At 71.2% G+C, this 19,614-nt stretch carries 18 protein-coding genes; 11 read left to right on the top strand and 7 right to left on the bottom strand.

Translation table 11 applies throughout. The features are described from left to right. Positions 1 to 161 precede the first annotated feature (161 nt). The 4 genes from ACFVVA_RS40150 to ACFVVA_RS40165 form a co-directional block, all read right to left on the bottom strand. Positions 162 to 416 carry a hypothetical protein gene (locus tag ACFVVA_RS40150; RefSeq protein ID WP_387695622.1) on the bottom strand — a complete coding sequence of 85 codons (255 nt, stop codon included), beginning with the start codon at positions 414 to 416 and terminating at the stop codon, positions 162 to 164. Further along, positions 416 to 598, bottom strand: coding sequence for a hypothetical protein (locus ACFVVA_RS40155; protein WP_387695623.1), 183 nt, complete (start codon positions 596 to 598; stop codon positions 416 to 418). Before ACFVVA_RS40155 ends, ACFVVA_RS40150 begins: the two co-directional genes overlap by 1 nt. A gap of 2 nt (positions 599 to 600) precedes the next feature. Next, positions 601 to 1,158, bottom strand: coding sequence for a hypothetical protein (locus ACFVVA_RS40160; protein WP_387695624.1), 558 nt, complete (start codon positions 1,156 to 1,158; stop codon positions 601 to 603). 166 nt (positions 1,159 to 1,324) lie between these two features. Beyond that, complete coding sequence (locus ACFVVA_RS40165; RefSeq protein WP_387695625.1) at positions 1,325 to 1,903, bottom strand: hypothetical protein; 579 nt, start codon at positions 1,901 to 1,903, stop codon at positions 1,325 to 1,327. Positions 1,904 to 2,236: 333 nt separating this feature from the next. Between ACFVVA_RS40165 and ACFVVA_RS40170 the strand changes: the two genes are divergently transcribed. The 10 genes from ACFVVA_RS40170 to ACFVVA_RS40215 all read left to right on the top strand — a co-directional run bounded on the left by ACFVVA_RS40170 (position 2,237) and on the right by ACFVVA_RS40215 (position 15,993). Next, positions 2,237 to 2,593, top strand: a complete 357-nt coding sequence (locus ACFVVA_RS40170) for a GntR family transcriptional regulator (RefSeq protein ID WP_387695627.1) — start codon at positions 2,237 to 2,239, stop codon at positions 2,591 to 2,593. Between the two features lie 155 nt (positions 2,594 to 2,748). Continuing rightward, positions 2,749 to 6,384, top strand: a complete 3,636-nt coding sequence (locus ACFVVA_RS40175; protein ID WP_387695628.1) for an NB-ARC domain-containing protein — start codon at positions 2,749 to 2,751, stop codon at positions 6,382 to 6,384. Positions 6,385 to 6,399: 15 nt separating this feature from the next. Beyond that, positions 6,400 to 7,554: a damage-control phosphatase ARMT1 family protein gene (locus ACFVVA_RS40180; RefSeq protein ID WP_387695629.1), complete on the top strand. Its 1,155-nt coding sequence runs from the start codon at positions 6,400 to 6,402 to the stop codon at positions 7,552 to 7,554. 1,015 nt (positions 7,555 to 8,569) lie between these two features. Beyond that, positions 8,570 to 10,960, top strand: a complete 2,391-nt coding sequence (locus tag ACFVVA_RS40185; protein ID WP_387695632.1) for a hypothetical protein — start codon at positions 8,570 to 8,572, stop codon at positions 10,958 to 10,960. Further along, the gene (locus tag ACFVVA_RS40190) at positions 10,960 to 11,793 is read left to right on the top strand and encodes a DciA family protein (RefSeq protein ID WP_387695634.1); all 834 of its coding nucleotides are present in this window, start codon (positions 10,960 to 10,962) and stop codon (positions 11,791 to 11,793) included. The genes ACFVVA_RS40185 and ACFVVA_RS40190 overlap by 1 nt, the downstream gene beginning before the upstream one ends. A gap of 185 nt (positions 11,794 to 11,978) precedes the next feature. Continuing rightward, positions 11,979 to 12,929: a hypothetical protein gene (locus ACFVVA_RS40195; RefSeq protein WP_387695635.1), complete on the top strand. Its 951-nt coding sequence runs from the start codon at positions 11,979 to 11,981 to the stop codon at positions 12,927 to 12,929. A 323-nt stretch (positions 12,930 to 13,252) separates the two neighbouring features. Beyond that, positions 13,253 to 14,443, top strand: coding sequence for a DUF6083 domain-containing protein (locus ACFVVA_RS40200; RefSeq protein ID WP_387695637.1), 1,191 nt, complete (start codon positions 13,253 to 13,255; stop codon positions 14,441 to 14,443). Between the two features lie 33 nt (positions 14,444 to 14,476). Then, positions 14,477 to 14,722, top strand: a complete 246-nt coding sequence (locus tag ACFVVA_RS40205) for a hypothetical protein (RefSeq protein WP_387695638.1) — start codon at positions 14,477 to 14,479, stop codon at positions 14,720 to 14,722. A gap of 98 nt (positions 14,723 to 14,820) precedes the next feature. Next, entirely contained in the window at positions 14,821 to 15,705 is an 885-nt protein-coding gene (locus ACFVVA_RS40210; protein WP_387695639.1) for a hypothetical protein, read from the top strand. 111 nt (positions 15,706 to 15,816) lie between these two features. After that, complete coding sequence (locus ACFVVA_RS40215) at positions 15,817 to 15,993, top strand: hypothetical protein (RefSeq protein WP_387695640.1); 177 nt, start codon at positions 15,817 to 15,819, stop codon at positions 15,991 to 15,993. Positions 15,994 to 16,132: 139 nt separating this feature from the next. Here the strand turns inward: ACFVVA_RS40215 and ACFVVA_RS40220 are convergent, their stop codons facing one another. Further along, on the bottom strand, positions 16,133 to 16,669 hold the full coding sequence (locus ACFVVA_RS40220) for a hypothetical protein (protein WP_387695641.1): 537 nt from the start codon (positions 16,667 to 16,669) through the stop codon (positions 16,133 to 16,135). Between the two features lie 280 nt (positions 16,670 to 16,949). Here ACFVVA_RS40220 and ACFVVA_RS40225 point away from each other — a divergent pair, with 280 nt between their 5' ends. Next, complete coding sequence (locus ACFVVA_RS40225) at positions 16,950 to 17,132, top strand: hypothetical protein (RefSeq protein ID WP_387695642.1); 183 nt, start codon at positions 16,950 to 16,952, stop codon at positions 17,130 to 17,132. 643 nt (positions 17,133 to 17,775) lie between these two features. Here the strand turns inward: ACFVVA_RS40225 and ACFVVA_RS40230 are convergent. Both ACFVVA_RS40230 and ACFVVA_RS40235 read right to left on the bottom strand, forming a co-directional pair. Next, the gene (locus ACFVVA_RS40230; protein WP_387695643.1) at positions 17,776 to 18,168 is read right to left on the bottom strand and encodes a hypothetical protein; all 393 of its coding nucleotides are present in this window, start codon (positions 18,166 to 18,168) and stop codon (positions 17,776 to 17,778) included. Between the two features lie 511 nt (positions 18,169 to 18,679). Continuing rightward, positions 18,680 to 19,576, bottom strand: coding sequence for a TIGR04222 domain-containing membrane protein (locus ACFVVA_RS40235; protein ID WP_387695653.1), 897 nt, complete (start codon positions 19,574 to 19,576; stop codon positions 18,680 to 18,682). Positions 19,577 to 19,614 lie beyond the last annotated feature (38 nt).

Here is a 19,614-nt window from a genome sequence, read left to right on the forward strand (position 1 = left end):
CCTTCGCCGCGTCGCGGCGGGCCTGGTCCTCGCGCATCCGGCGCAGGGCCTCGTCGGCCTGGTTGGAGAGGATCACCGGCCGGCTCCCTTCGGGGTGGGCGGGTTCTTCGGCGGGGTGGGGGTGCCGCCGCCGGCGTAGCTGCGGCAGAGGTGCGCGGTGATCACTGTGCACCCCCGTCGTTGTGCAGGTCACAGGACCGGCCGAAGTTCCGCCGGGTGCTGCCGTCGGGCCGGCTGTACGGGTCCGTGGCCGCCGGGGTGACCGGGGCCTGCGCCTCGCGGTGGTGGCGCAGCGCGTCGGCCTCGCTGGAGCGGTGCCAGCCGGTGGTCGACATCCCGCTCGTACGGGTCGACGTCTCCGACGAACCGGATCCGGAGCTGCTGGAGCCGAGGCCCAGGAAGGAATGGATGCCCATCAGGACTGCCCTCCCGGCTGCGGAACCACCGGCGGCTGCGGCGTCGCCTGCCGCGCCTCGCGCAGCTGGTCCGCCTCCTGGCGGGCCCGCTCCGCGGCCGCCATGGCCTCCTGCGCGGCGCGCAGGCGCTCCGCGTTCAGCGCGTCCAGAGCGGCGGCCTGCGCCGCGTCGGGCTGCGACATCGTCAGCACCCCGCCATCTGGAGGCCGGCGGCACGGGTGGCGATGGCGTTCTGAACGAACCAGGAGATGTGCGCCCAGCCGGTACGGCCGGCCTTGGCGAGGTGCTCCTCGGCCTGCCGCCAGACGTCGGCGACGAGCTTCATCACGGTGGTCTCGCCGGCGGCCGGGGCGATCATCGCGAGGTCGTGAACGACGAGGGAGAGCACCCGGCTCTCGTACTGGTCCTCCAGGGTGGCGGGGATGGCGGCGGTCTCGGGGATGGCGGCCGTACTGGCGACGCTGGTCATCAGCAGGCCCGCGGGCTCCTCCTGCAGCGGCGCTTCGGTCCGCTCGGCGCACAGCCAGTCCAGGATCTCCAGCAGGGTGGTCCAGGACGGGACCGTGGGCATGTGGGTGGCCCAGGCCCAGACGTCCTGGGCGAGGTCGTCGGCGTCGTCCGCCGGGGAGGGGCTGGTGCCGGCGAGCCGCTCGGCCGCGGCGGCCAGCAGCTGGACGGAGTACTGGTGGTAGAGCTGGCCCAGGTCCGGGACGGCGGCGGTGGATGCCATGATGGTGGACACGATCGTCTTCCTTTCGCTCTGCAGGTGATGGGGTGTGGGCGATCGAACGACGGCCCCGGGGGCGCAATCCCCGGGGCCGTCTTGCTGCTGCGCGAGCAGCCGCGGCCGCCGCCGAACCGGACCAACCGGGTCGGCGGCGGCCGTGGTCGTTCGTGCTGGTGGTGGATCAGGCGAGGAGCGTCTCGGGCTCGGCGACCGAGCCGCGGTGCCGCCGCAGCGGGCTCGCCGCGAGCACCTCGTCCGCGGTGGGCTTCTGGGTAATCGGCCGGGCCCCGGCCGGCAGGGTCAGCGGGACGATCGGGCCGCGCGCGCCCTCCAGCGGTTCGGCCCGCTGCACGTCGGCGGCCTCGACGGCCTTGTCGACCTTGGACCACTGCTGGGTGCGCTCGGCGGCGGTCGGCGCTGGGGCGGCCGGGCGGGGCCGCGCGATGTGGACGGTGGTCGGGCGGCGGGTCTCGGCCCGCAGCGCGTCCTGCTGCTGGCGCCGGCGCCGGGCCATCCACCGTTCCGGGGTGAGGTCAGCCTTGATCTGCCGGTTGCCACCGGGGCAGCGCTCTCCGTCGCCGCGTCCGTGCTGGACCACCCGCAGGTCGGTCGTGCCGACGAGGCGGTGCCAGCTGTAGCACTCGCGGCAGACGATGGAGATCTGCACGCCGGGCAGCATGTCGACGTCGGCGGGGTTGAGCTTGCTGAGCTGGAGGGGCTCACGACCGTAGGTGCGGCGGGAGCGGGTACGCGTCGACACCGGGATCCTCCAGGAGGTAGAGGGGAGAAGGGGAGAGGTTGCTGCTCTCTCCGCCCGTCAGGGCCAGCCGATGTCGGGTGGCCCTGACGGACAGGCAGTGCAGCAGCACTGCTCAAAGATCTGGTGTTGCTATGAGGTGCGGTCGTCTGACGCTTGGGGGAGCTAGAGCATCGACCCCTCGACCTCGCCACCGCCCGAAGACGGGTGACACCGCTGTATTGCTCCGGCGTTGTCAGCGCTGGCCTTGCTCAATCAAGGTATCCATCCATGGCAACCATGTCAACATGCATGCCATGGCTATCTATGGCGAAGCGCCGGATGTACGATGCGCCCATGAGTAGCCACCCGAGCCGGCAACAGGTGCCGTATCAACAGCTGGTGCAGGCTGTCCTTGCGCAGATCCGCCGCGGAGAGCTCCGCCCGGGCGACAAGCTCCCCAGCACCAGCCAACTGGCTGCTGAGCACGGTCTGGCGACCGGAACGGTGCAGCGAGCCCTGGCCGAGCTGCGCTCCCGCGGCGCCGTTTACTCCCAGGCAGGACGCGGAAGTTTCGTGAGTTCCCCGGAGGCTCCAGCGTCGGCTGTTCCGACGCTGGAGGATCTGGCACGTGAGCTTGCCGAGCTTCGCGAGCGCGTCGAGGGGCTGGAACAAGCTCAGCGGACTGGGCTTCGAACTTCCTCGAGTACGTAAGTGTCATCACTCACCTCCAGCCGGTTGATCCGATAGCGGGGCGGCGTAGTCCAGCTCCGACGTCCAGAAGCCTGCCGGGACTTCCCGGTGCTGTGGCTGGTGTGGCGCTGCGGCAACGCTGCGGACTGAGGCTCGCCTCGACGAAGATCTAGTTCATGATCCAAACCGCCCTGCAGATCAGCGTGGCGGTGGTGCTGCGGGTCTGCTGCGGAGTAGGCACGCGACCGCGATTTAAGGCACAACTCGTTGTTAGCGTCGGAGAGTCGGTCGAGGGGGTCTCGGTGGGCACAGTGCAGCGCTGGACTGGAAAGGAATCGCGCGCATTACGGGAAGCCAAGCGCCAGTCGGTGCGGGGATTCGCGGCCTACCTGGGCGTCGGAAGCCGGACAGTGTCCGACTGGGAGTCACCTTCCAATCCGAAGGCGATCAGCAAGCTCCTTCAGGAGGCACTGGACTCAACCCTGGAGCGGTGCAGCCCGGCTGAGCAGGAGCGGTTCTGGGGAGCAATCGGCAAAATGCCGGGGGCTCCCGCGACACCGGGCAGCTTTCTCCCTATTCCGAACGCGGAGCCCAGTCTGGTGCGCAGGAACACTGACTTTGATGGCCTCATCTCCGTCCTGGAGGAGGCACACAACGCCGAAGGAATCGCGACGGTCGCCGTCGTAGGTCCCGGGGGATTCGGCAAGACGACCATCGCAACGCAGCTGGTCAACAACGAGCGGATCCAGGAGCTCTTCCCGGAGATCCTCTGGGTAGAGACTGGCGAGGACTGCACCCCGGCCCGAGTCGTGGAGCTTGTCTCCGACGTCTGCGTCCACCTCAGCGGGACCAGGCCTGCGCTGACGGATCCGGAACAGGCCGGCTTCCATCTCGCACGGTTGTTGCAGGACCGGCGCGCACTGCTGGTCATCGACAACGTGTGGTCCGCCGCCGACCTCTCTCCGTTCCTCCTTGGCGGCGCGGAGTGCGTACGGCTGGTGACGACACGGAACGTCCGGGTGTGTCCGTCAACCGCACAGGTCATGCGGCTCGGACCGATGACGGCGGCCGAGATCAGCGAGATGCTGACCCGAAACGTCGCCTCGCTGCAGCACTCGGAGGCCCAGCAACTCGCCGAGCTGCTGGGCGGTTGGCCGCTGCTTGCGCAGATTGTCGGTTCGACCGTCGGCCAGGACGTGGCTTCGGGGGCGTCCTCGGGGCGCGTTGTGGCGGAGACGTCGGAGACGATCCGCGACTACGGGCCGCAGGCCTTCGACGTGCTCGACGCCGACCAGCGGCGCAGCGCGATCGGTCAGGCGATCGCGTCCAGCCTGGATGGCTTGGAGGAGAACGTCGCGCTCGACGGCGCTTCGGACCTGCGAGCGCGGTACATGTCGCTGGCAGTGTTCCCGCCGGCAACAGCGATCCCGGTCCGGGCGCTGACGCATTGGTGGAAGATGGCGTTCGGTTGGTCTCCGCACGCCACCAGGCAGTTCTGTCGTGTCCTGGCGGACCGGTCACTGGTGAGCAGCTATCAGGCGGACACGGAGACGATCACGCTGCATGACGTATTCCGGTCCTACTTGCGGCACCTGGTCGCGGATGACTGGACGCAGTTGCACGGCTCTCTGCTGGATGCGTTTCGCGATTCGACCGGCGGCCGGTGGGAGCAGCTGGGCGCCGAGCAGGAGTACCTCTGGGGTCACCTGCCGTACCACCTGCGGGAAGCTGGCCTGGAAGACGAGCTTGTTGCGCTGCTGTCCTCTCCCTCCTACGTGGTACGGAAGGTCGCGCTGGTGGGGGAGCAGTCGCTGGTCGCCGACGCGGCGGTCCTCGACGCCCTGCCCACGGGGCGGCGCTCGGCCATGTGGACGGCAGCGCGGGTGATGGCGGGCTCCGGGTATCTGCTGACCGGGCTGGTGGAGCCGGCCGATGTAGCCGCGACGCTGTCGATCGCCCTGCACCGGTCCCCCTCGCCAGTGACGCCGGAGGCGCTCGCCGAAACGGCCTCGCTCGGGGCGGCGTTCGCCGCCGGGTGGCTGCGCCGCGGCGCAGCGGCCGAGTCGAAGGACGCCGGGCACGTGGGAGCTATCGTCAGCGTCTCCACCGTGGCGAGGATTGTCGCCTCTGGCGGCGAGGACGGCACGGTGCGGCTCTGGGATCTCGACACCCGTCAGCCGCTGCACACCTTCCGCGCACACACGGGCTGGGTATTCGCCACCGCGCTCTCGCCGAACGGAGCGGTCGTCGCCTCCGCCGGAGATGACGGCCTGGTCCGGCTGTACCGCACAGACTCCGGCACGCCAGTGGGTGTGATGGCCGGGCACTCCCGTCGAATCCGGGCCCTGGCGTTCGCACCGGACCAGCCGCTGCTGGTCTCGGGCGCCGAGGACGGGGCCGTGTGCGTGTGGGACACCGAGCGGCTGTTGCTGGCCCGCCGGATGCAGACCACCGGCACGCCGGTCTGGTCGATCGCGGTCGGTGGCGGGGAGGAGCCAGCAATCGCAGTTGCTGGCGAGGACGAGTTCGTCCGGCTCTTCGACCTGGTCACCGGGCGTCTGCTGGACGAGAAGGCCCAGCACCGCGACTGGGTGCGCTCGGTTGCGTTCGCCCCAGGCTCGGGTCTGCTGGCCTCCGGTTCCAGTGACCGATCGGTGGTGATGTGGACGACGAAGGGCGGCACGCTCACCCCGGTCCGGCGGACAGCGAACCTGCCTGGCAGGGTGCGTTCCGTCGTTGCTTCTCTGGACGGCGGGCTGGTGCTCGCCGCGACGGAGGAGCCGACCATCCATGCGCTAACCGTCGACGGCGAGGCCGGGAAGGCCACACTGCCGCCAGGCGTCGACTGGGTCCGCTCGCTCACGCGGAGCGGTGACGGCACGGTCGTCGCAGGCTGCGAGGACGGCGCCGTGCGGCTGTGGCCGGCGCACGGCGGTCAGTTGCAGACGTTGGCCTCCGGGGCGAACACGACCTGGTCGACGGCGTACTCGAGCACTGGCGCGGTCGGGCTGATCGGCGACGGTATGGGGCAGGTCGACCTGGTCGATGCCACCGCCTCGACCCTGCTGCGTCGGCTTCCGGCAGGGCCTGGACGGGTCTGGTCCCTCGCCTCCGGCGCCGACCTGGTGGCGGCCGCGTGCGGCGACGGTGCCGTGCGGGCCTGGTCGCTCACAGACGAGACGTGGGGGCTGACCCTCAACCGGGACACGAACCGTACCTGGGCGGTGGCCATGGCCCGCACCGCTCCTAAGCTGGCGGCGAGCACCGGTGACGGGCACATCCGCTGCTGGGATCTCCCCGGCGGCAATCTGCTGTGGTCGCAGGACGTCCACGCTGGCCGTCTACGCTCGATCGCGTTCAACGCCGATGGTCAGGTCCTCGCGGCCTGCGGCGGGGACGGATCCGTCCGTGTGTGGAGGGCCGCCGACGGCGAGTTCGTTTCCCGGTTCACCTGCCCGACCGGCTGGGCTCGGGCCGTCACGCTCGACGACCAGGGCACCCGGGCTGTCGTTGGTGCCGGCACTGGCGACATCGCAGTCCGCGACCTGGCGAGCGACCGGTTCACCGCCCAGCTGAGTGGGCACTCCGGCCGCATCCTCATGGTCGCTTTCACCAGCGCCCCGGACCGGCTAGTCTCCGCTGCCGCCGACGGCACCGTCCGGCTCTGGTCGCTCACCGAGCAGCAGCAGCTCGCCGAGGTCCGCATCGACGGCAGCCTCAACTGCGCCGCCTACGACCCGGTCCACGGCCGCATCCTCGTCGGCAGCGCCGCCGGCGTCGTCGCCCTGGGCCTCAACCTGACCCAGTTCTGAGAGGGATAGACGCTCATGTCCCAGAAGGCCCCGGTGATCATTTCGAATGAGTCGCCTTTTGCCAGCGACGTGTTCGCCAAGCGGCATCCAGCGCTGGTTGAACGGCTCACCGGGGCCTGGCCCTTCGGGCCTGGGCAGCGGGAGGCGCTATCCGAACTCGCCGAGGAAGGCGTCCACGGCGAGATCCGTCCGCTGCCCGACAGCGCCCTCGACGCCCAGCTCTGGCGCGAGTGGGGAAGCGACTACTACGGGCGCCGGTGGGCGGAGGTGCCGTTCCTGTGGGCGGAAAGTTTCTTCTACCGGCGCCTGCTCGAGGCCACCAGCTTCTTCGAGCCCGGGCCCTGGCGGGGCGTCGATCCGTTCGCGCCGTTCAAGCGGGCCGAGCTCGCGGGCGAGGCGGTGTTGGCGGAGATCTCAGCGCTCGACGACGTCGCCGGCCTGGCCGACGACGAACGCGGGCAGTCGCTGCTTCTGTCGAGCCTGTGGGGCAACCGCGCCGATCTGGCGCTCCAGATCACCGCGGGTTGCGGTATCCAGGCCTCCGGCCTGGTGACCGACGACAGCGAGCGCCTGTGGGAGCTGCTCCGTTCCGCCCCGGGCGGAACGGTCGCCCTGGTCGCGGACAACGCCGGCTCCGAGATGGTCGCGGATCTGGACCTCGTTGACCACCTACTCGCCCACGGACTGGCCGACGAGGTGGTACTGCACGTGAAGCCGACGCCGTACTACGTCTCCGACGCCACGCTCGGGGACGTCGCCGACTGCCTACGGACGCTGCTGCTCGGCAAGGGCGAGGCCCGCGCTGTCGGCGAGCGTCTACGCAGGGCGGCGTCAGTTGGCCGGCTGAAGGTACGCACCGACACCTTCTGGTGTGCACCGTTCGACTTCACCGCAATGCCGCAGTCCCTGATGTCAGAGCTCGCCGCCGCCACCATGACCATCCTGAAGGGCGATCTGAACTACCGGCGGTTGGTCGGCGACCGCTGGTGGAAGCCGACAACCCCGTTCACCGAAGCGACAAGCTACTTCCCCGGCCCGGTCGCGACGCTGCGCACGCTGAAATCCGACGTCATCGTTGGACTAAGGCCGAAGAAGCTGGCTGAGCTGGAAGTCTCTGAGACTGATTGGCGGACCGCTGGCACGCACGCCCTGATTCAGGTGTGCCCATGACGTGCCACCAGGTCGTTGAGTCTGATGCCTCGTGTTTGCCTGGCCATCAGAGCTTCGTGCTGTCAGATCGACACGAACGACCGATGGCTGCGTGTGGCGCCCTCGGAAGGGGTAGGCTGGCTGCGCATTTGATCGACACAAAAGAATTCGCCGCCCGGACCTTGGACAAGTCCGGACGGCGCGAATGGATTAGCGCCCCCTGGCAGGGGCCCTCTCCATGGTCAGACCTGAACTGTAGGAAGGTCGACGTGATGCAGCGTACCCGTACGCGCTCTCTGGCACACACGCGGCACCCCGCCGTGGATGCGATCCCTTGTGGGTCGCATCCACGGTGGGGTGCCGCCGTCGTTGTATGCGGATACACCTCGCCCCCGGAGGAGGTTGAGATGACGTAGTCGTCGCGGGCGGCTGCCACCCCCGCCAAGGGGTTCCACCGCCCGGCCGCAGCCGGTGTACCACCACCAACCTGCGGCCTGTAGTTCACCGCGACCGAGCTACCAACTCGTTCGCGAAGGCCCGACCTCCGGCTACCAACCGGTCGGTCTGGCGAACTTCAGGTTCTGCCGAGAACCAACACCCACAAGGGCGCCTTTTGCATGCCCACCTACTGCTAGGAGACCCTGTCATTTTGCAGCAGCTCCGTACGAGCTGCCAGTGCCGTCGTACTTGTGGCGTCGATGTCGACGCCACGGGTTACGGCGACGCCGGCACTGGCTCCGGCCGTCCAGCGACCGCGTTTCCCGCTTCCTGCCTGGCCTGCGAGGCCAACTCAGCTCCCGCGCCCGCAGCCACACCGTGGCCTGGCCACCCTGACCACGTGACGCATATCACTCACCCGGGTGAGCGCGGCGAGCTCCTCGTTGACGCCCCTGCGGGTGTAGATCCGGCCGCCCCGCTCGTTCCCAGCCAGCGGGCGGCTGCGTTGGCCGAGTCGGTTCCCTCGCCCTCACCCTCGACGTCGGGGCCCGTTGCCAGGTACGGGGCGCCGCGTCCTCGCCGGACGCCCCTCGGGCCGGTGGCCGGCGGGCCGCGTCCGGTGCTGGCGCCGTTGGCGTTGACGGCGGTGATGCGGTCGCGGCTGCGGGGGGCGGTGCGGGCGCTGCTGGCGGAGCCGGGCCTGGCCGGTGCTCCGGATCCGGTGCGGCTGGCGGCGGTGGTGCTGCTGTCGCGTACGCCGGAGGAGACCGGCGCGGTGCTGATCCGCAAGGGCGAGCTGGGCCGGTGGCTGGGGCTGTCCGCGGGCCGGATGAAGGCCGTGGTGCGCGAGCTACGCGCTGGCGGGGCGGTCTCGGTGGAGACGTTCTCGGACGACTACCGGGTCCACCAGGCGCTGGAGTGCCGGCTGAACGCGGTGTCGGCGGCCCGCGGGCTGACGGGGCACCCGCTGAACCTGACGAAGAAGGAACTCGCGGTACTACACGGCCTGGTGGAGGCACTGTTCGCACCGGGCTGGGCGCACCGGGACGGCACGGTGACCGAGGGCGGACCGCTGGCCGGGCGGACGGGCCGCGGCGCGGCGACGGACCGGCTGGCGACGCTGCTGCTGGTGCTGGATGCGAACGAGCGCGGCCGGGTGCGGCTGCGCGGGGGCCGGGTGGACACGGGGGTGGGGCGTCCGGCGGTGACGCTGGCGTGGATGCTGGGCTGCGCTCCGGCGGGGGCGGTGGAGGTGCTCGCGCGGCTGGCGGAGGCCGGGCTGGTGGAGCGGCCGCGGCGCGGTGCGAGCGGGCTGTTGTCGCGGTCGCGGATCGTGCTGCCCGCGGTGGCGGCCGCGCACCGGTCGGCGCCGACGGCGGTGTCGGCGGTGTCGGCGGTGTCGGCGGACCAGGTCGCTTCGGCGCGCCGGGAGGCCGTCCGCAAGGCCCCTGCCGGCTTCGTCGGCGACCTCGGCGTTACGACCCCCCTTGGTGGGGCTCCCGTGGCGGAGAAGAATCCACAGGTCAGCGAGGCAGAGGAGGCTGTCGGGGCGGAAATTTCAGACCTCGGCGTTACGACCCCCCTTCACGCCTCTCACTCTCCGGTGGTTGAGGTTGTTGGTGATCTTGAGGTGGATGGTGGCTTTTCCGGCGCAGCCGCCGTCGTGGCTGAGCACCGTCGGCCGGAGCGCGCGGACGTGCGCGAGAGCCACGCGGGCACCGAAGCAGCGGCCCAGGCCGGTGTCCGGCCGACTGCCGACGGTGGTGCGGGTGGCCCGCTGCACGGGGACAAGCCCAACCCCAGCCCGATCGACCAGCACGACCAGGAGCAGCAGGTCCCCGCTGGACCGGGGCACCGGGCCGTACCGCGGCCGCCGCAGGCCCTCGCCCAGGCCCTCGCCCCGGTGGCGTGCCTGTGGGAGCGCCTGGACCGTCCCTGGTCACGGCGCCGGATCGCGGCCGCCGTACGGGCCGAGCTCGCCCGGATCGGGAACTGGACCGGGAACGCCGGCGCCGCGGCTGCGCTGGCCGACCGGCTGCAGCACCGCGTGCGCCACCAGGGCGGCAGCGCCCTGGTGACCGACCCGGTCGGCTGGCTGCTCGCCAAGGGCCTGCCCCAGCGCGCCGAGTGCGCCCACCCCGCCTGCGACGACGGACTCCGCCTGGACACCCGCACCGACTGCGTGACCTGCGAACAGCAGCTCACCGACCGCCGCTCGAACCGCCACGCCCTGGTCCACGAGGCCGTCGCCCACCTCCCGGTCGGCGCTGCCAGCGACCAGCGCCGCGCCGCAGTCGACCAGCACCTGCACCGGCACGCGATGCTGCGCGCCGAACAGCAGGTGGCCGACCGTCAACGGGCTGAGCAGCGGCGCGCCGAGGCCGATGCCCGCCGGGCGGTACGGCAGGCGCAGGCCGAGGCCGCCGAGGCTGCGCGCCGGGCGGCGCCGTGCGAGGACTGCGGCACCGAGGCCGCGGCTGGCCTGTGTGCCGGGTGCTGGAGCGTGCGGGCCACCCGCACCGCCGTCCGCGAGTGCGTGGACCTGGCGCTCGCTGGATCCGCGGACCTAGCCGACCACCAGGACGTCAACGCCGTCGCCCGCCAGGTCCACAACGAGCTCCGAGAGGAGATGCGCCGGCCCCGCCCGGCCGACGCCGATCCGGCCGGCCTGCGGGCGTCCAACCTCCTCACCGCCCAGAACGCCGTCGCCGAGTACCGCGCCAGCGCCCTCTCGCTGCTGGCCCGATCGCCGCTCGCCGACGCCGAAGCCGAACTCGCCCATGCCGCCGCGATGCGCTCCGCCCACCGCCACCCCACCCGCGCCGCGGCCCGGGACGCCGCCGACCAGGCAGCCCGCCAGGCCCGCACCATCACCGCCCGGCACCTGCTCCTCCAGCGCCTTGACACCGTTCGAGCGCTGCGCGAACGCGCCCATCGGATCCGCTCCGTAGCCACCACCGCCCCGGTCCCCGAGGCGGTGAACGCCTGATGACCCCGCCCCCGACCATTGGTGCTGATCTCGCCCGCACCGCCCTGCGCGCCGCCCGCCAGGCCGCCCGCACCAACGGCACCGCCTCCGCCCCGCGGACCGTTCGCCCGGTCCGGCCCGCCACGGCCGCACGCCGCGGTCCACGCGAACCCGAACCCCTCGCGGAGGTGTTCCTCACCCTGGTCGCCGCCCACGGCTGGACCCTCGCCACCGCCAGCGGGGGCCTGCGCGACCACTGGCCTTTGATCGTCGGCCCAGACGCCGCCGCCCACTGGCACCTCGCCGGCTACGACCCCACCACCCGCCGCCTGCGCGTGGTCGCCGACTCCCCTGCCTGGGCCGCCCAGCTGCGCCTTCACCACCGCCGCATCCTCACCGACCTCGAGCAGTTACGCCCTGGCACGGTCCAGGCAATCGACGTCCGTGTTGGCCCCGCCCCGGCGGCACACCACGACCAGGACCCGGACGACCGACCCGCTTCCCGGACAGCACCTCCCACCATCTCTCCGGCCCGCAACCCGCTCGCCGAGCACACCGCCTACCAGGACCTGCGCCGCCGGATGCGCGAGGCCGCCGCCGCCCGCCAGGCCGCGCTCGACGAGGCCGCCGCCGAGCGGGAGGCCATTCTGCGCCGGCACTACAGCCGGCTGCGCGAGCCCGAGGACGCCCACCGGCCTGCGATCGAGGACTCCGCGACCCCGGACGCCGACGAGCACGCCCGCCAGCAGCGCGAACGCCACCGCGCTGCTGGCGCCGTCGCCCGCGGCACCCGGGCCGTGGCGATCCCGCTGGGCACCGCCCGCCTGGCTCCGCCGCGGACCGGAGCGGCGTGAGTTGTGGCTGGCCTCGCTCGTTCGGGGAAAGCCGGGACAACCGCGCGGCGGTGGCGGCAGGGTGGCCGCGACAACATCGCGCCTGACAGGAGCGCAGACCTCGTCGTTCTCGCCACCGAGGTACGCGCACTCCTGCAGACCGCCCTCGACAACCCGCCGGGGCCCTCCGACCGATCGGACACGCCGTGCACGAGTCCGCCCACCCCGCCAGGCACTACGTCCTCGTCACCCCGGACGGGGAGCTGACGTCCGGCCACGCCCCGTTGCGGGAGATCCGCTGGCACTTGGAGCAGGACGCCGGGATCGGGGAGGCAGGGTTCGAGTACCTCCCCGGCACCGGCTACCCGATCGCGGTCTACCACTTCGTGCCCTACGGCCAGGACATGCGGCGCGTGAACACCATCGCGGGCGGCATGTACTGGGAGCTCACCGCACCGGTCGACCCGCAGGACGCCACCGCACTCGACCCGGACCTGCGCAAGATCCGGCTCCGTGGCCCGGTCGCGTTCGACACCAGGGAGACCAAAGCGGTGAGCATCGACGACCAGCAGCACCAGCTGCGACTGGCACACCGCCAGGCGGTCGCCCGGCTGCGCTCCAAGGGCTGGCTGCCGGCGCCCGGACCCCGGGCCGAGCGACCGATGCACCAGCCCAACGCCCGCCTCCCGGTGGACGGCCGGGTCCCGGGGGAGGGCATCGCCGAGTCGCTTGCGGCCGAGCTACGCGAACACGTCCACTTCCGCAGTCTGCCCGCCGACCGGATTCGGGAGTACTTGTCCCGCGTCGTCGGCCAGTGGGCCACCCGCAACGGCTGGGAACCCGAGCGGGAAGCACCGGCCGAGCGCCCCGAGGACGGCGAGCACGACCTCCTGTGCCGCCACGCGGCCCTGCCCGATCTGGTCATCGAGATCGAGCGCGGCAACCGCCGCGCCACCGCCGACAAACTCGCCCGCGCCGCCGCCAGCGGCCACATCGCGATCTGGCTGCGCTGGGCCGGACCCGCACCCCGGACCATCCCGGCCGGAGTGCTGCTGATCCACCTCGCCGCCGTCCCGGCCGCCCGCAACGGCGACCGGCGCGCCTACACCCTCACCGGGCAGGCCGCGGCAGCCGCGGTGGTCACCATCGGCCGCTGACCCGGCCGCACCCGCTCCCCTCCCCACCGACCCTGGCCTTCCGGCTCGCCTGACTGGGCCGAGTTCCCAGGGCCCTCAGCCAGCCCGGGCGGCGGCGTCAAGTCCTGCGTCTGACATGGCCCCCAGTATCCGGCAGGTCGCCGGTGGGGACGCCGGGCGGGGAACCTGCCAAGGCTTCTCGCGAACAGACCTGCGGCCCGCCGGACATCGGGCATGATGGTTCGTCAAGTGCTGTTGTCCGTGATCTTGTTCGGCCATCTGTATCGTCGAGGCTGTTCGTCGGGGAGCCTCGGGGTGACGGCCGGTTCGGGTGGGGAGCTGCGATGGGCTCGGAGGATTCGTTCAACCGTGGCGACGGGGGCGATGCCGGGCGTGGTCTGCGTCTGCACGCGAGCAACCCGTCGAAGGTCCTGCGCGCCAGGGCTCGGGGGACCTGTAGCTGGTGCGGCAACATCGTGGAGTGGTTCGACCGGTTCGACGGCGGCCGTATTCCCCTGACACCCATGCCGTTCCCCAGCCACCGGGTCCCCCGGCGCCACCAGTGGAGCGTCGACCGGGGCATGGCCCACTCCGGCACCGTTGGCGACCAGTGCCGGATCCCGCACCCCGCGATCTGCCCGGCGCTGGAACACATCGGTCAGGAGCCCGAGCTGGCACGGATGACCCAGGTACTCGGGGTGAACACCCGAAAGCTGATCGACTCGGGCAGGTTCGTCCCGCCCAGCGAGGTCCCGGACGACGAAGATGAGGTCGAACAGCCGGAACCCGAGAATGCGGCTGCGGACGGGAACATCCGGCACGTGCTGAGCCACGGATCCGTGCTGAAGATCTGCCCCGGTCGGATCGAGGACCTGCAGTGCGTTGCCGATGCGGAAGGCACCGGACGGCGCTGCGAGAACCCGGTCTTCGACGCCTCCGAGGGAGGATGGACCCAGGTCGACATCCCCCCTGCGGCCGGCCGCAACGGCAAGGCAATCCTGCTGACCTACCGCGGCCGGATGTGGGCCTGGGAGATCCAGCCCCTCGACTACATGGACGCACTGCGCTGGCTATGGCAGAAGTGCCCCGTTCACCAGAACGCTCCCGAGGCCCACGACCGCGAGCTGATCGACTTCTCGACCGCCCGCCACGCGCCGTTCATCCTCGCCGAACGCCCCCGCGGCTACGAGCCGGTCAGGGAGACCGGAGAATCCGGCGGCGGTGCACCTCAGTTCTCAGAGGCGGAAAGGACCCAGTGCGCGGCCGACGGCTGCTGGAACGGCACCATCGTCCCCGTCGGCGAGGGGTGGCTGTGCTGGCAATGCGCGAAGAGGGCCCGCACGCGGGAGACCGTGCGGCGGAAGTGGCAGAAGAACCCGCAGCCGGTCCGCAGGCTGCCCAGGGCGCCGATCCCCGAACAGCAAGCCGCCGAAGAGCTCAGTGACGCCACAGCACTATTCGTGCACGACGCGAGCCCGACCGAGTCTCTGATCGACGACGGCTTCACCGCCTGGGACGAGAACACACCGTTCTGACAACCGCACACGCTATTCCGTCCTGGAGACCTGATGACATCCCCCTTCGCCCCCGACTGCGGCGACGAGTTCCGGTACGTTCCGCCACCCGCCCCCGAAGCCCAGACTTTCGACGATCCCATCGACGACCCGGTTGACGACCCGATCGACGATCCCATCGGCGATGCGCTGGAGGAGGCCTACGAGGCGGCCTGGCGGGACGGACGAATCACCCGTGACAGCGAGGAAGCCCGCGCTTGGCGGCACCTGCGGGCCAACCGGTACGACGATCTGTCCTGACTGGCGACGGAACAACCCGTCACCCGAAAGTCGCGCATTCTACTGAAATCACATTCTGTGCACTCGGATTGGGAATTACAGAAAAGGCAGGGCAGCTAGTGGCAGACAAACCCGACTTCAGCACCACCGGCACCGCAGAGACCGAACTCGGTCTCGCCGTGGGCCACTACTTCCACGGACTTCGACCGGGCTACGCCACTAACCCGGAGGAAGCGCTGCGACTCCTGGCGGGCCTCGCCGTCATCACCTCGACAGCCCTACGCGAACTCGCGGACACGCACTATCCCGCGCCAGCGAGGCCCACACGCGGCTCGAGGAAGACCGACCTCGATGCCGGAATCCACAGGGCAACCATCCACCACGCCCTGGAGACAGCACACACGCTCGCACGACTGCTGCATCGGGAAGTAGGCACGGCGATGAGGGAGAGCACGAAACTCCCTTCCACGGCCGCCCCCGAAATCGCCGCAAGCGAGGACGGACAACTGCTGATGGAAGCCGCTGAACGCCTGCGAGAATCCGTTGCGGCCATGGACAAGCGGTACGCTGCCCAACCATGGGACGACACCGTCCGGCGCAACCAGAACAATCTCCTGAACCTGCTCGCCAACGAGGCCCACCAAGCGGGGGTCCGCCACCTGCTGGACGGCACCATCGAGTTTCGAAAGGGCGCCAAGCTTGCAGGCCTCGCCGAGCGAATCGAGTTCGTAGTACGGACTCTTGCCGGCCTGGAGAACGGCGATACCGTCTACCGAGCGCACACCAACAAGGCGAGCAAGGTTGACCAACTCAAGGACGATATCCACGGCGCCCTGGCCGAAGCCGGCACCGAAGGACTCAGCGCAGAAGACCTGAGCACCTCTACCGGGATCAGCGGCGGAAGTACTTACGGCGTCCTCTCAATCCTCCTCGGAGAAGGCGGCATCGTTCGGCAGGCGAACGGCAACTACACCGACTCCGCCTTGGACACACCCAAAGCTTGAACGGTCGCCCCTGGCCGGCCGAACTCGACGCACGCGCCTGGCCTCGGCCGGCGCCCGCTACCGTCGAACCTGCGACCCGCCACGACGGTGGCCGCCACCGAGGAGGACCAGGTGACCACCCAGCCCGACCACCAGGGCACGGCCGCACCCGGGCCAGCCACTCTGCACGAGCTACGCGCCGTCGAGCAGGACCTGGCCGCCGCCGAGGACTGGAGCTGCGTGAGCCGCGGCTGGCCTCGCTCGTTCGGGGAAAGCCGCGACAACCGCGCGGCGGTGGCGGCAGGGTAGCCGCGACAACCCGTTCGCCAGCCCCGGCCCGGGCCGGGGCCAGATGATCAGCCGACCACCTCTATGTGAAATCCGCCGCCATCGCCTGGCTCCACGACCAGGACCACGAACCACTCGGCTCCGACGTTGCGGACGGGCCTCACGGCCGGTGGGCGAGCCACCGCAGGGCGTTCGGTCCGGCATCAGCGGCGGTGACGGCCTCGCCGAGCACGTCCCGGTTCCAAAGCACGATCTGAACTGTGCCGTCGTGGTACCAGCCCGGGCCTGTGGCCAGCCCGATCCCGGGCTTCCCGGCGACCCAGCCGTGGACCTCGTCCTCCCGGTGCTCGTAGCCGTACAGCGAGGCCGTGATGGCCGCCGGCCGCCGGTCCTTCACCCAGTAGAGCGGGTGGTCCAACCAGCTCGGCAGGGAGTCGTAGTTCCGTCGCACGGTCTTCCCCAGCAGCCAGTCGGGATGGCCCCCGGTTCGGCCCAGCCGGACCCCGTGTTCCTCCGCCCAGGCGATGCAGGTCTGCATCCGGGTCGACCAGGACTGCTCCTGCCGGCGGCGCTGCTCCTCCGGTAGGGCCCGCCACTTCTGCAGGCCTGCCATCGTGGCTGGAGCGACCAGCTCGTACGGCTCCTGCCCGGACCTGCTGCCCGGGACCACACGCCGCCTGCTCCTCGCGTTCGTCATGACCAAGCACGGTAGCGGCTTCCTGCTCGCGCAGGCGGCTGCGTTCGACACTGTCACTGAAGTTGGCGCATCACCCCAGGTCAGGCGAAGGCAAATGCAACATCGTCACAGAGAGTAACCATTCTGATAGACTGGCAAAGCCGTCGGGGTCCACTCAATGGGTCCAACCACCATGCCCATCATGGCCAGTGGGGGCTTGGCCTGCCCCGTGCCCGCACTGGGGAGGGGGATCCGAGGGCCAGATTCACTACCGAAAGTAACGAACCGAGAGGTGAAGTACATGGAGACCAGTCAGCCCTTTCTGTCTCTGCACACCACTGTCATACTGCTCGTCGCGGTCGTCATCGGCCTGGTCTTCGGCGGCCTCACGGCCACCACCGGAGTCCCGCTCGCTTCGGCGGTCATCGCTGGAATGAGCGCATTCGGAATCAGCATCCCCGTCCTGCGCAGCCTCATCCGCTGAACTGACGGTCAGCCGGGGGTGCCGGAGCGGCCGCGCCGCTCGCTCGCCCTGAAAAGGACGGCGACGGTGGCGAGCCGGACGGTACTGACACCCGTCCGGTGCCGACCGCTGGTGGACGTGGCAGCGGGACCTCCCGACCGACGCACTCTGACCCCGCTCCCTCGCTGGGGCGAGGAGTTGGCGCATCGGTCCAGCTCAGGCCGTACGAGTTGGCCACGCTCGGCCCCGAGGGGAGTCGAAATCGCTGACCGCCCGGGCTCGGGCCCCGCCGTGGTGAACCCCTTCGCCCCCCCCCTCAGAATCCGGTACAAGAGGTCTGAGTGGCCCCGGGCGGCGGGACCGGACCCGGCCCGCAGTAAACCGCTATCCGCCTGCCCAGCCGGGGTCCCGGCGCAGCCTGCTGGAGGAGGGATGAAGCGGGCGTCGCGGCCGCGCCGGCACCCCGGCTGACCGTCCTATGTGGGCACGCGCTCACCGTCGCCGGGCCGCCCCGGCCGTAACCGGACTCCCGGCGCCCGCCGCCGGGCGTGCCCACCCTCCTACCGCCCGTCAGACGCACCTCGTGTGGTGGGTGTCTGGGGCGAGCGGGGCCGCCCAGCTGCCGGGTCGCTTTCCAGTCCCCGGCGGTCTCCTTCGGCTGGGCTCAGCGGCCGACCGCGGGCACGGCCTGGTGGAGCGGGAGCAGGTCGCCGTGCAGCGCGGCGTGCACGGCGGCTGCCAGCTCCCGGGCACGCTCTTCGTCGGCGACGCCGCGCAGGGTGATGTGGACCGGGCCGGGGGACGCCCCGGAGGCCAACTCACCGCTGACCACGAGCCTCGTCGCGGCCTCGGTGAGCGCGGTCTGCACCTCGTCGTCGACCTGGTGGCCGAGAGCGGTCAGGGTGTCAGCCCGGACCGTCCACGACCTTCCGGCCCGCTCGACCGCGACGAACACCGCGTTCGCGTGCTTCGCCGCCGAGTACGCCGCGTTGAAGGTGGCCGTGCTGGTGATCACCGGCACCAAGTGGCTGGGGCAGGGGGTCAGGTGCTCCGTCATGGCAGGTGAGCTACCCAGCCCCGGGCACGCCAACCCAGGTCCCCGCCATCGCCGAAGGCTGCTGATCTGCTTTGGACCGTTGCGTACCGTCTCTATGGCTCTCTGACCCGGTTTCGCAGCCCCGAACGGGTGACCCACTGGAGCCATGAACGGGTGTCAACAGCCGCCGATAGGCCCACTCCCGTTTACGGGAGTGGGCCTTCCGGTGACGTGGTCCTGAGCGACGTACGGCTCTGCGGGTTCCTCGCGGCCGATGACGATCCCGTTCAGGAGGGCGGCTGACCCCCGCGCATGCGGGGAGGACCTGGTCGTACCGCGCCCGTACTCGTCGGCCCCCGGCTGACCCCCGCGCAGGCGGGGCCGATGGGGCGTCATGGTCGGAGTGGTGTGTGGACCGGTGAGCCACAGGTCCGTGCTGGCGCGCCGCGGCAGGTGGGCCCGGCACCGGTGCTGAGCCGCAGTCCGCCAACCGGGCGCCTGTACCAGCAGCGGCAGCCGGGGCCGCCCGACGTCAGAGGTCGCCGCTGTAGCTCGCGGCGTTGCCGGACCCCTCGTACGGGCCGTAGTCGCTGCCGGTGCGGGCGACGGTCTCCCGGGCCCCGCGCCCGCCGAGCAGCGCGGCCCGCGCGGCGAAGTCCGGCAGCAGCAGGCGCAGCGCCCGGCGTCCGTACAGCGCGGTCAGCAGTCCTGCCCCGTCGGGTCCCGATGGTGTGCCATCTGGCGCTGCCGCCCCGTTCAGGGGGTGCCGGCGGCGCAGCTCGCGCAGCAGCCGGTGTCCGGCGAGGGTGCGGGCCGGGGCGCAGAGCAGCACGAGCGGGAGTGCGGTCATGGGCAGGCCTGTCCACCAGGCGCCCCGCGCGGTGGCGAGCGCGCCCGTGGCGAAGGTGGCCGTGGCCAGCACGCTGGACGTGGCCAGCCGGGCCGGGCTGCAGCGCAGGCCGCGGTGGACCAGGTCGGTGCGGGTCTCCTCGCGGGCCCGCCTCACGGGCGGGGTGGTCACGGCGTCGGCCCAGGACAGGTCCCGGCCGAACGCCGTCCGTGCTGCCCGGTGCAGTGGAGTCGTGTCCTGCCCGGAGTGGGCGTGCACCACCCGCCGCAGGCGGCCCCGTCGGTCGGTGTCGAGCACCCCCGCGAGGTGAAGCTCGACGACGGCCACCACCAGTGCGGCCGTCGACCCCCCACGCACCCCCGCGATCGCCGCGGCTGTCAGGCCGTCAGTCCGCCCCCGGGCCGGTTGCCATCGCAGCAGCCCCGCCCCGAGGAGCGCGGCCACCACGCACACCACACCGACCGATCCCACCAAACCCCCTGAAGAACGGACCACCCGACGCCCCGCCCCCGGCTGCCGTTCCCGCAGGATGACAGAGCGGAAAGGCGGTGCCAAGCGCTCGACCGACCCGACCGCCACGCCGCCGGAGCGCGATGAGAGCACGTCCGCGATCTTCG

Source organism: Kitasatospora sp. NPDC058048, assembly GCF_042885555.1.
GTDB lineage: Bacteria > Actinomycetota > Actinomycetes > Streptomycetales > Streptomycetaceae > Kitasatospora > Kitasatospora lactacystinica.

What these genes read in the sequence shown, in the direction of transcription:
- ACFVVA_RS40230 (WP_387695643.1), bottom strand. Translation starts at nt 18,168, where the DNA reads ATGACGGAGCACCTGACCCCCTGCCCCAGCCACTTGGTGCCGGTGATC.
- ACFVVA_RS40225 (WP_387695642.1), top strand. Translation starts at nt 16,950, where the DNA reads ATGGAGACCAGTCAGCCCTTTCTGTCTCTGCACACCACTGTCATACTG.
- ACFVVA_RS40180 (WP_387695629.1), top strand. Translation starts at nt 6,400, where the DNA reads ATGTCCCAGAAGGCCCCGGTGATCATTTCGAATGAGTCGCCTTTTGCC.
- ACFVVA_RS40220 (WP_387695641.1), bottom strand. Translation starts at nt 16,669, where the DNA reads ATGACGAACGCGAGGAGCAGGCGGCGTGTGGTCCCGGGCAGCAGGTCC.
- ACFVVA_RS40205 (WP_387695638.1), top strand. Translation starts at nt 14,477, where the DNA reads ATGACATCCCCCTTCGCCCCCGACTGCGGCGACGAGTTCCGGTACGTT.
- ACFVVA_RS40170 (WP_387695627.1), top strand. Translation starts at nt 2,237, where the DNA reads ATGAGTAGCCACCCGAGCCGGCAACAGGTGCCGTATCAACAGCTGGTG.
- ACFVVA_RS40155 (WP_387695623.1), bottom strand. Translation starts at nt 598, where the DNA reads ATGTCGCAGCCCGACGCGGCGCAGGCCGCCGCTCTGGACGCGCTGAAC.
- ACFVVA_RS40190 (WP_387695634.1), top strand. Translation starts at nt 10,960, where the DNA reads ATGACCCCGCCCCCGACCATTGGTGCTGATCTCGCCCGCACCGCCCTG.
- ACFVVA_RS40150 (WP_387695622.1), bottom strand. Translation starts at nt 416, where the DNA reads ATGGGCATCCATTCCTTCCTGGGCCTCGGCTCCAGCAGCTCCGGATCC.
- ACFVVA_RS40200 (WP_387695637.1), top strand. Translation starts at nt 13,253, where the DNA reads ATGGGCTCGGAGGATTCGTTCAACCGTGGCGACGGGGGCGATGCCGGG.
- ACFVVA_RS40175 (WP_387695628.1), top strand. Translation starts at nt 2,749, where the DNA reads ATGATCCAAACCGCCCTGCAGATCAGCGTGGCGGTGGTGCTGCGGGTC.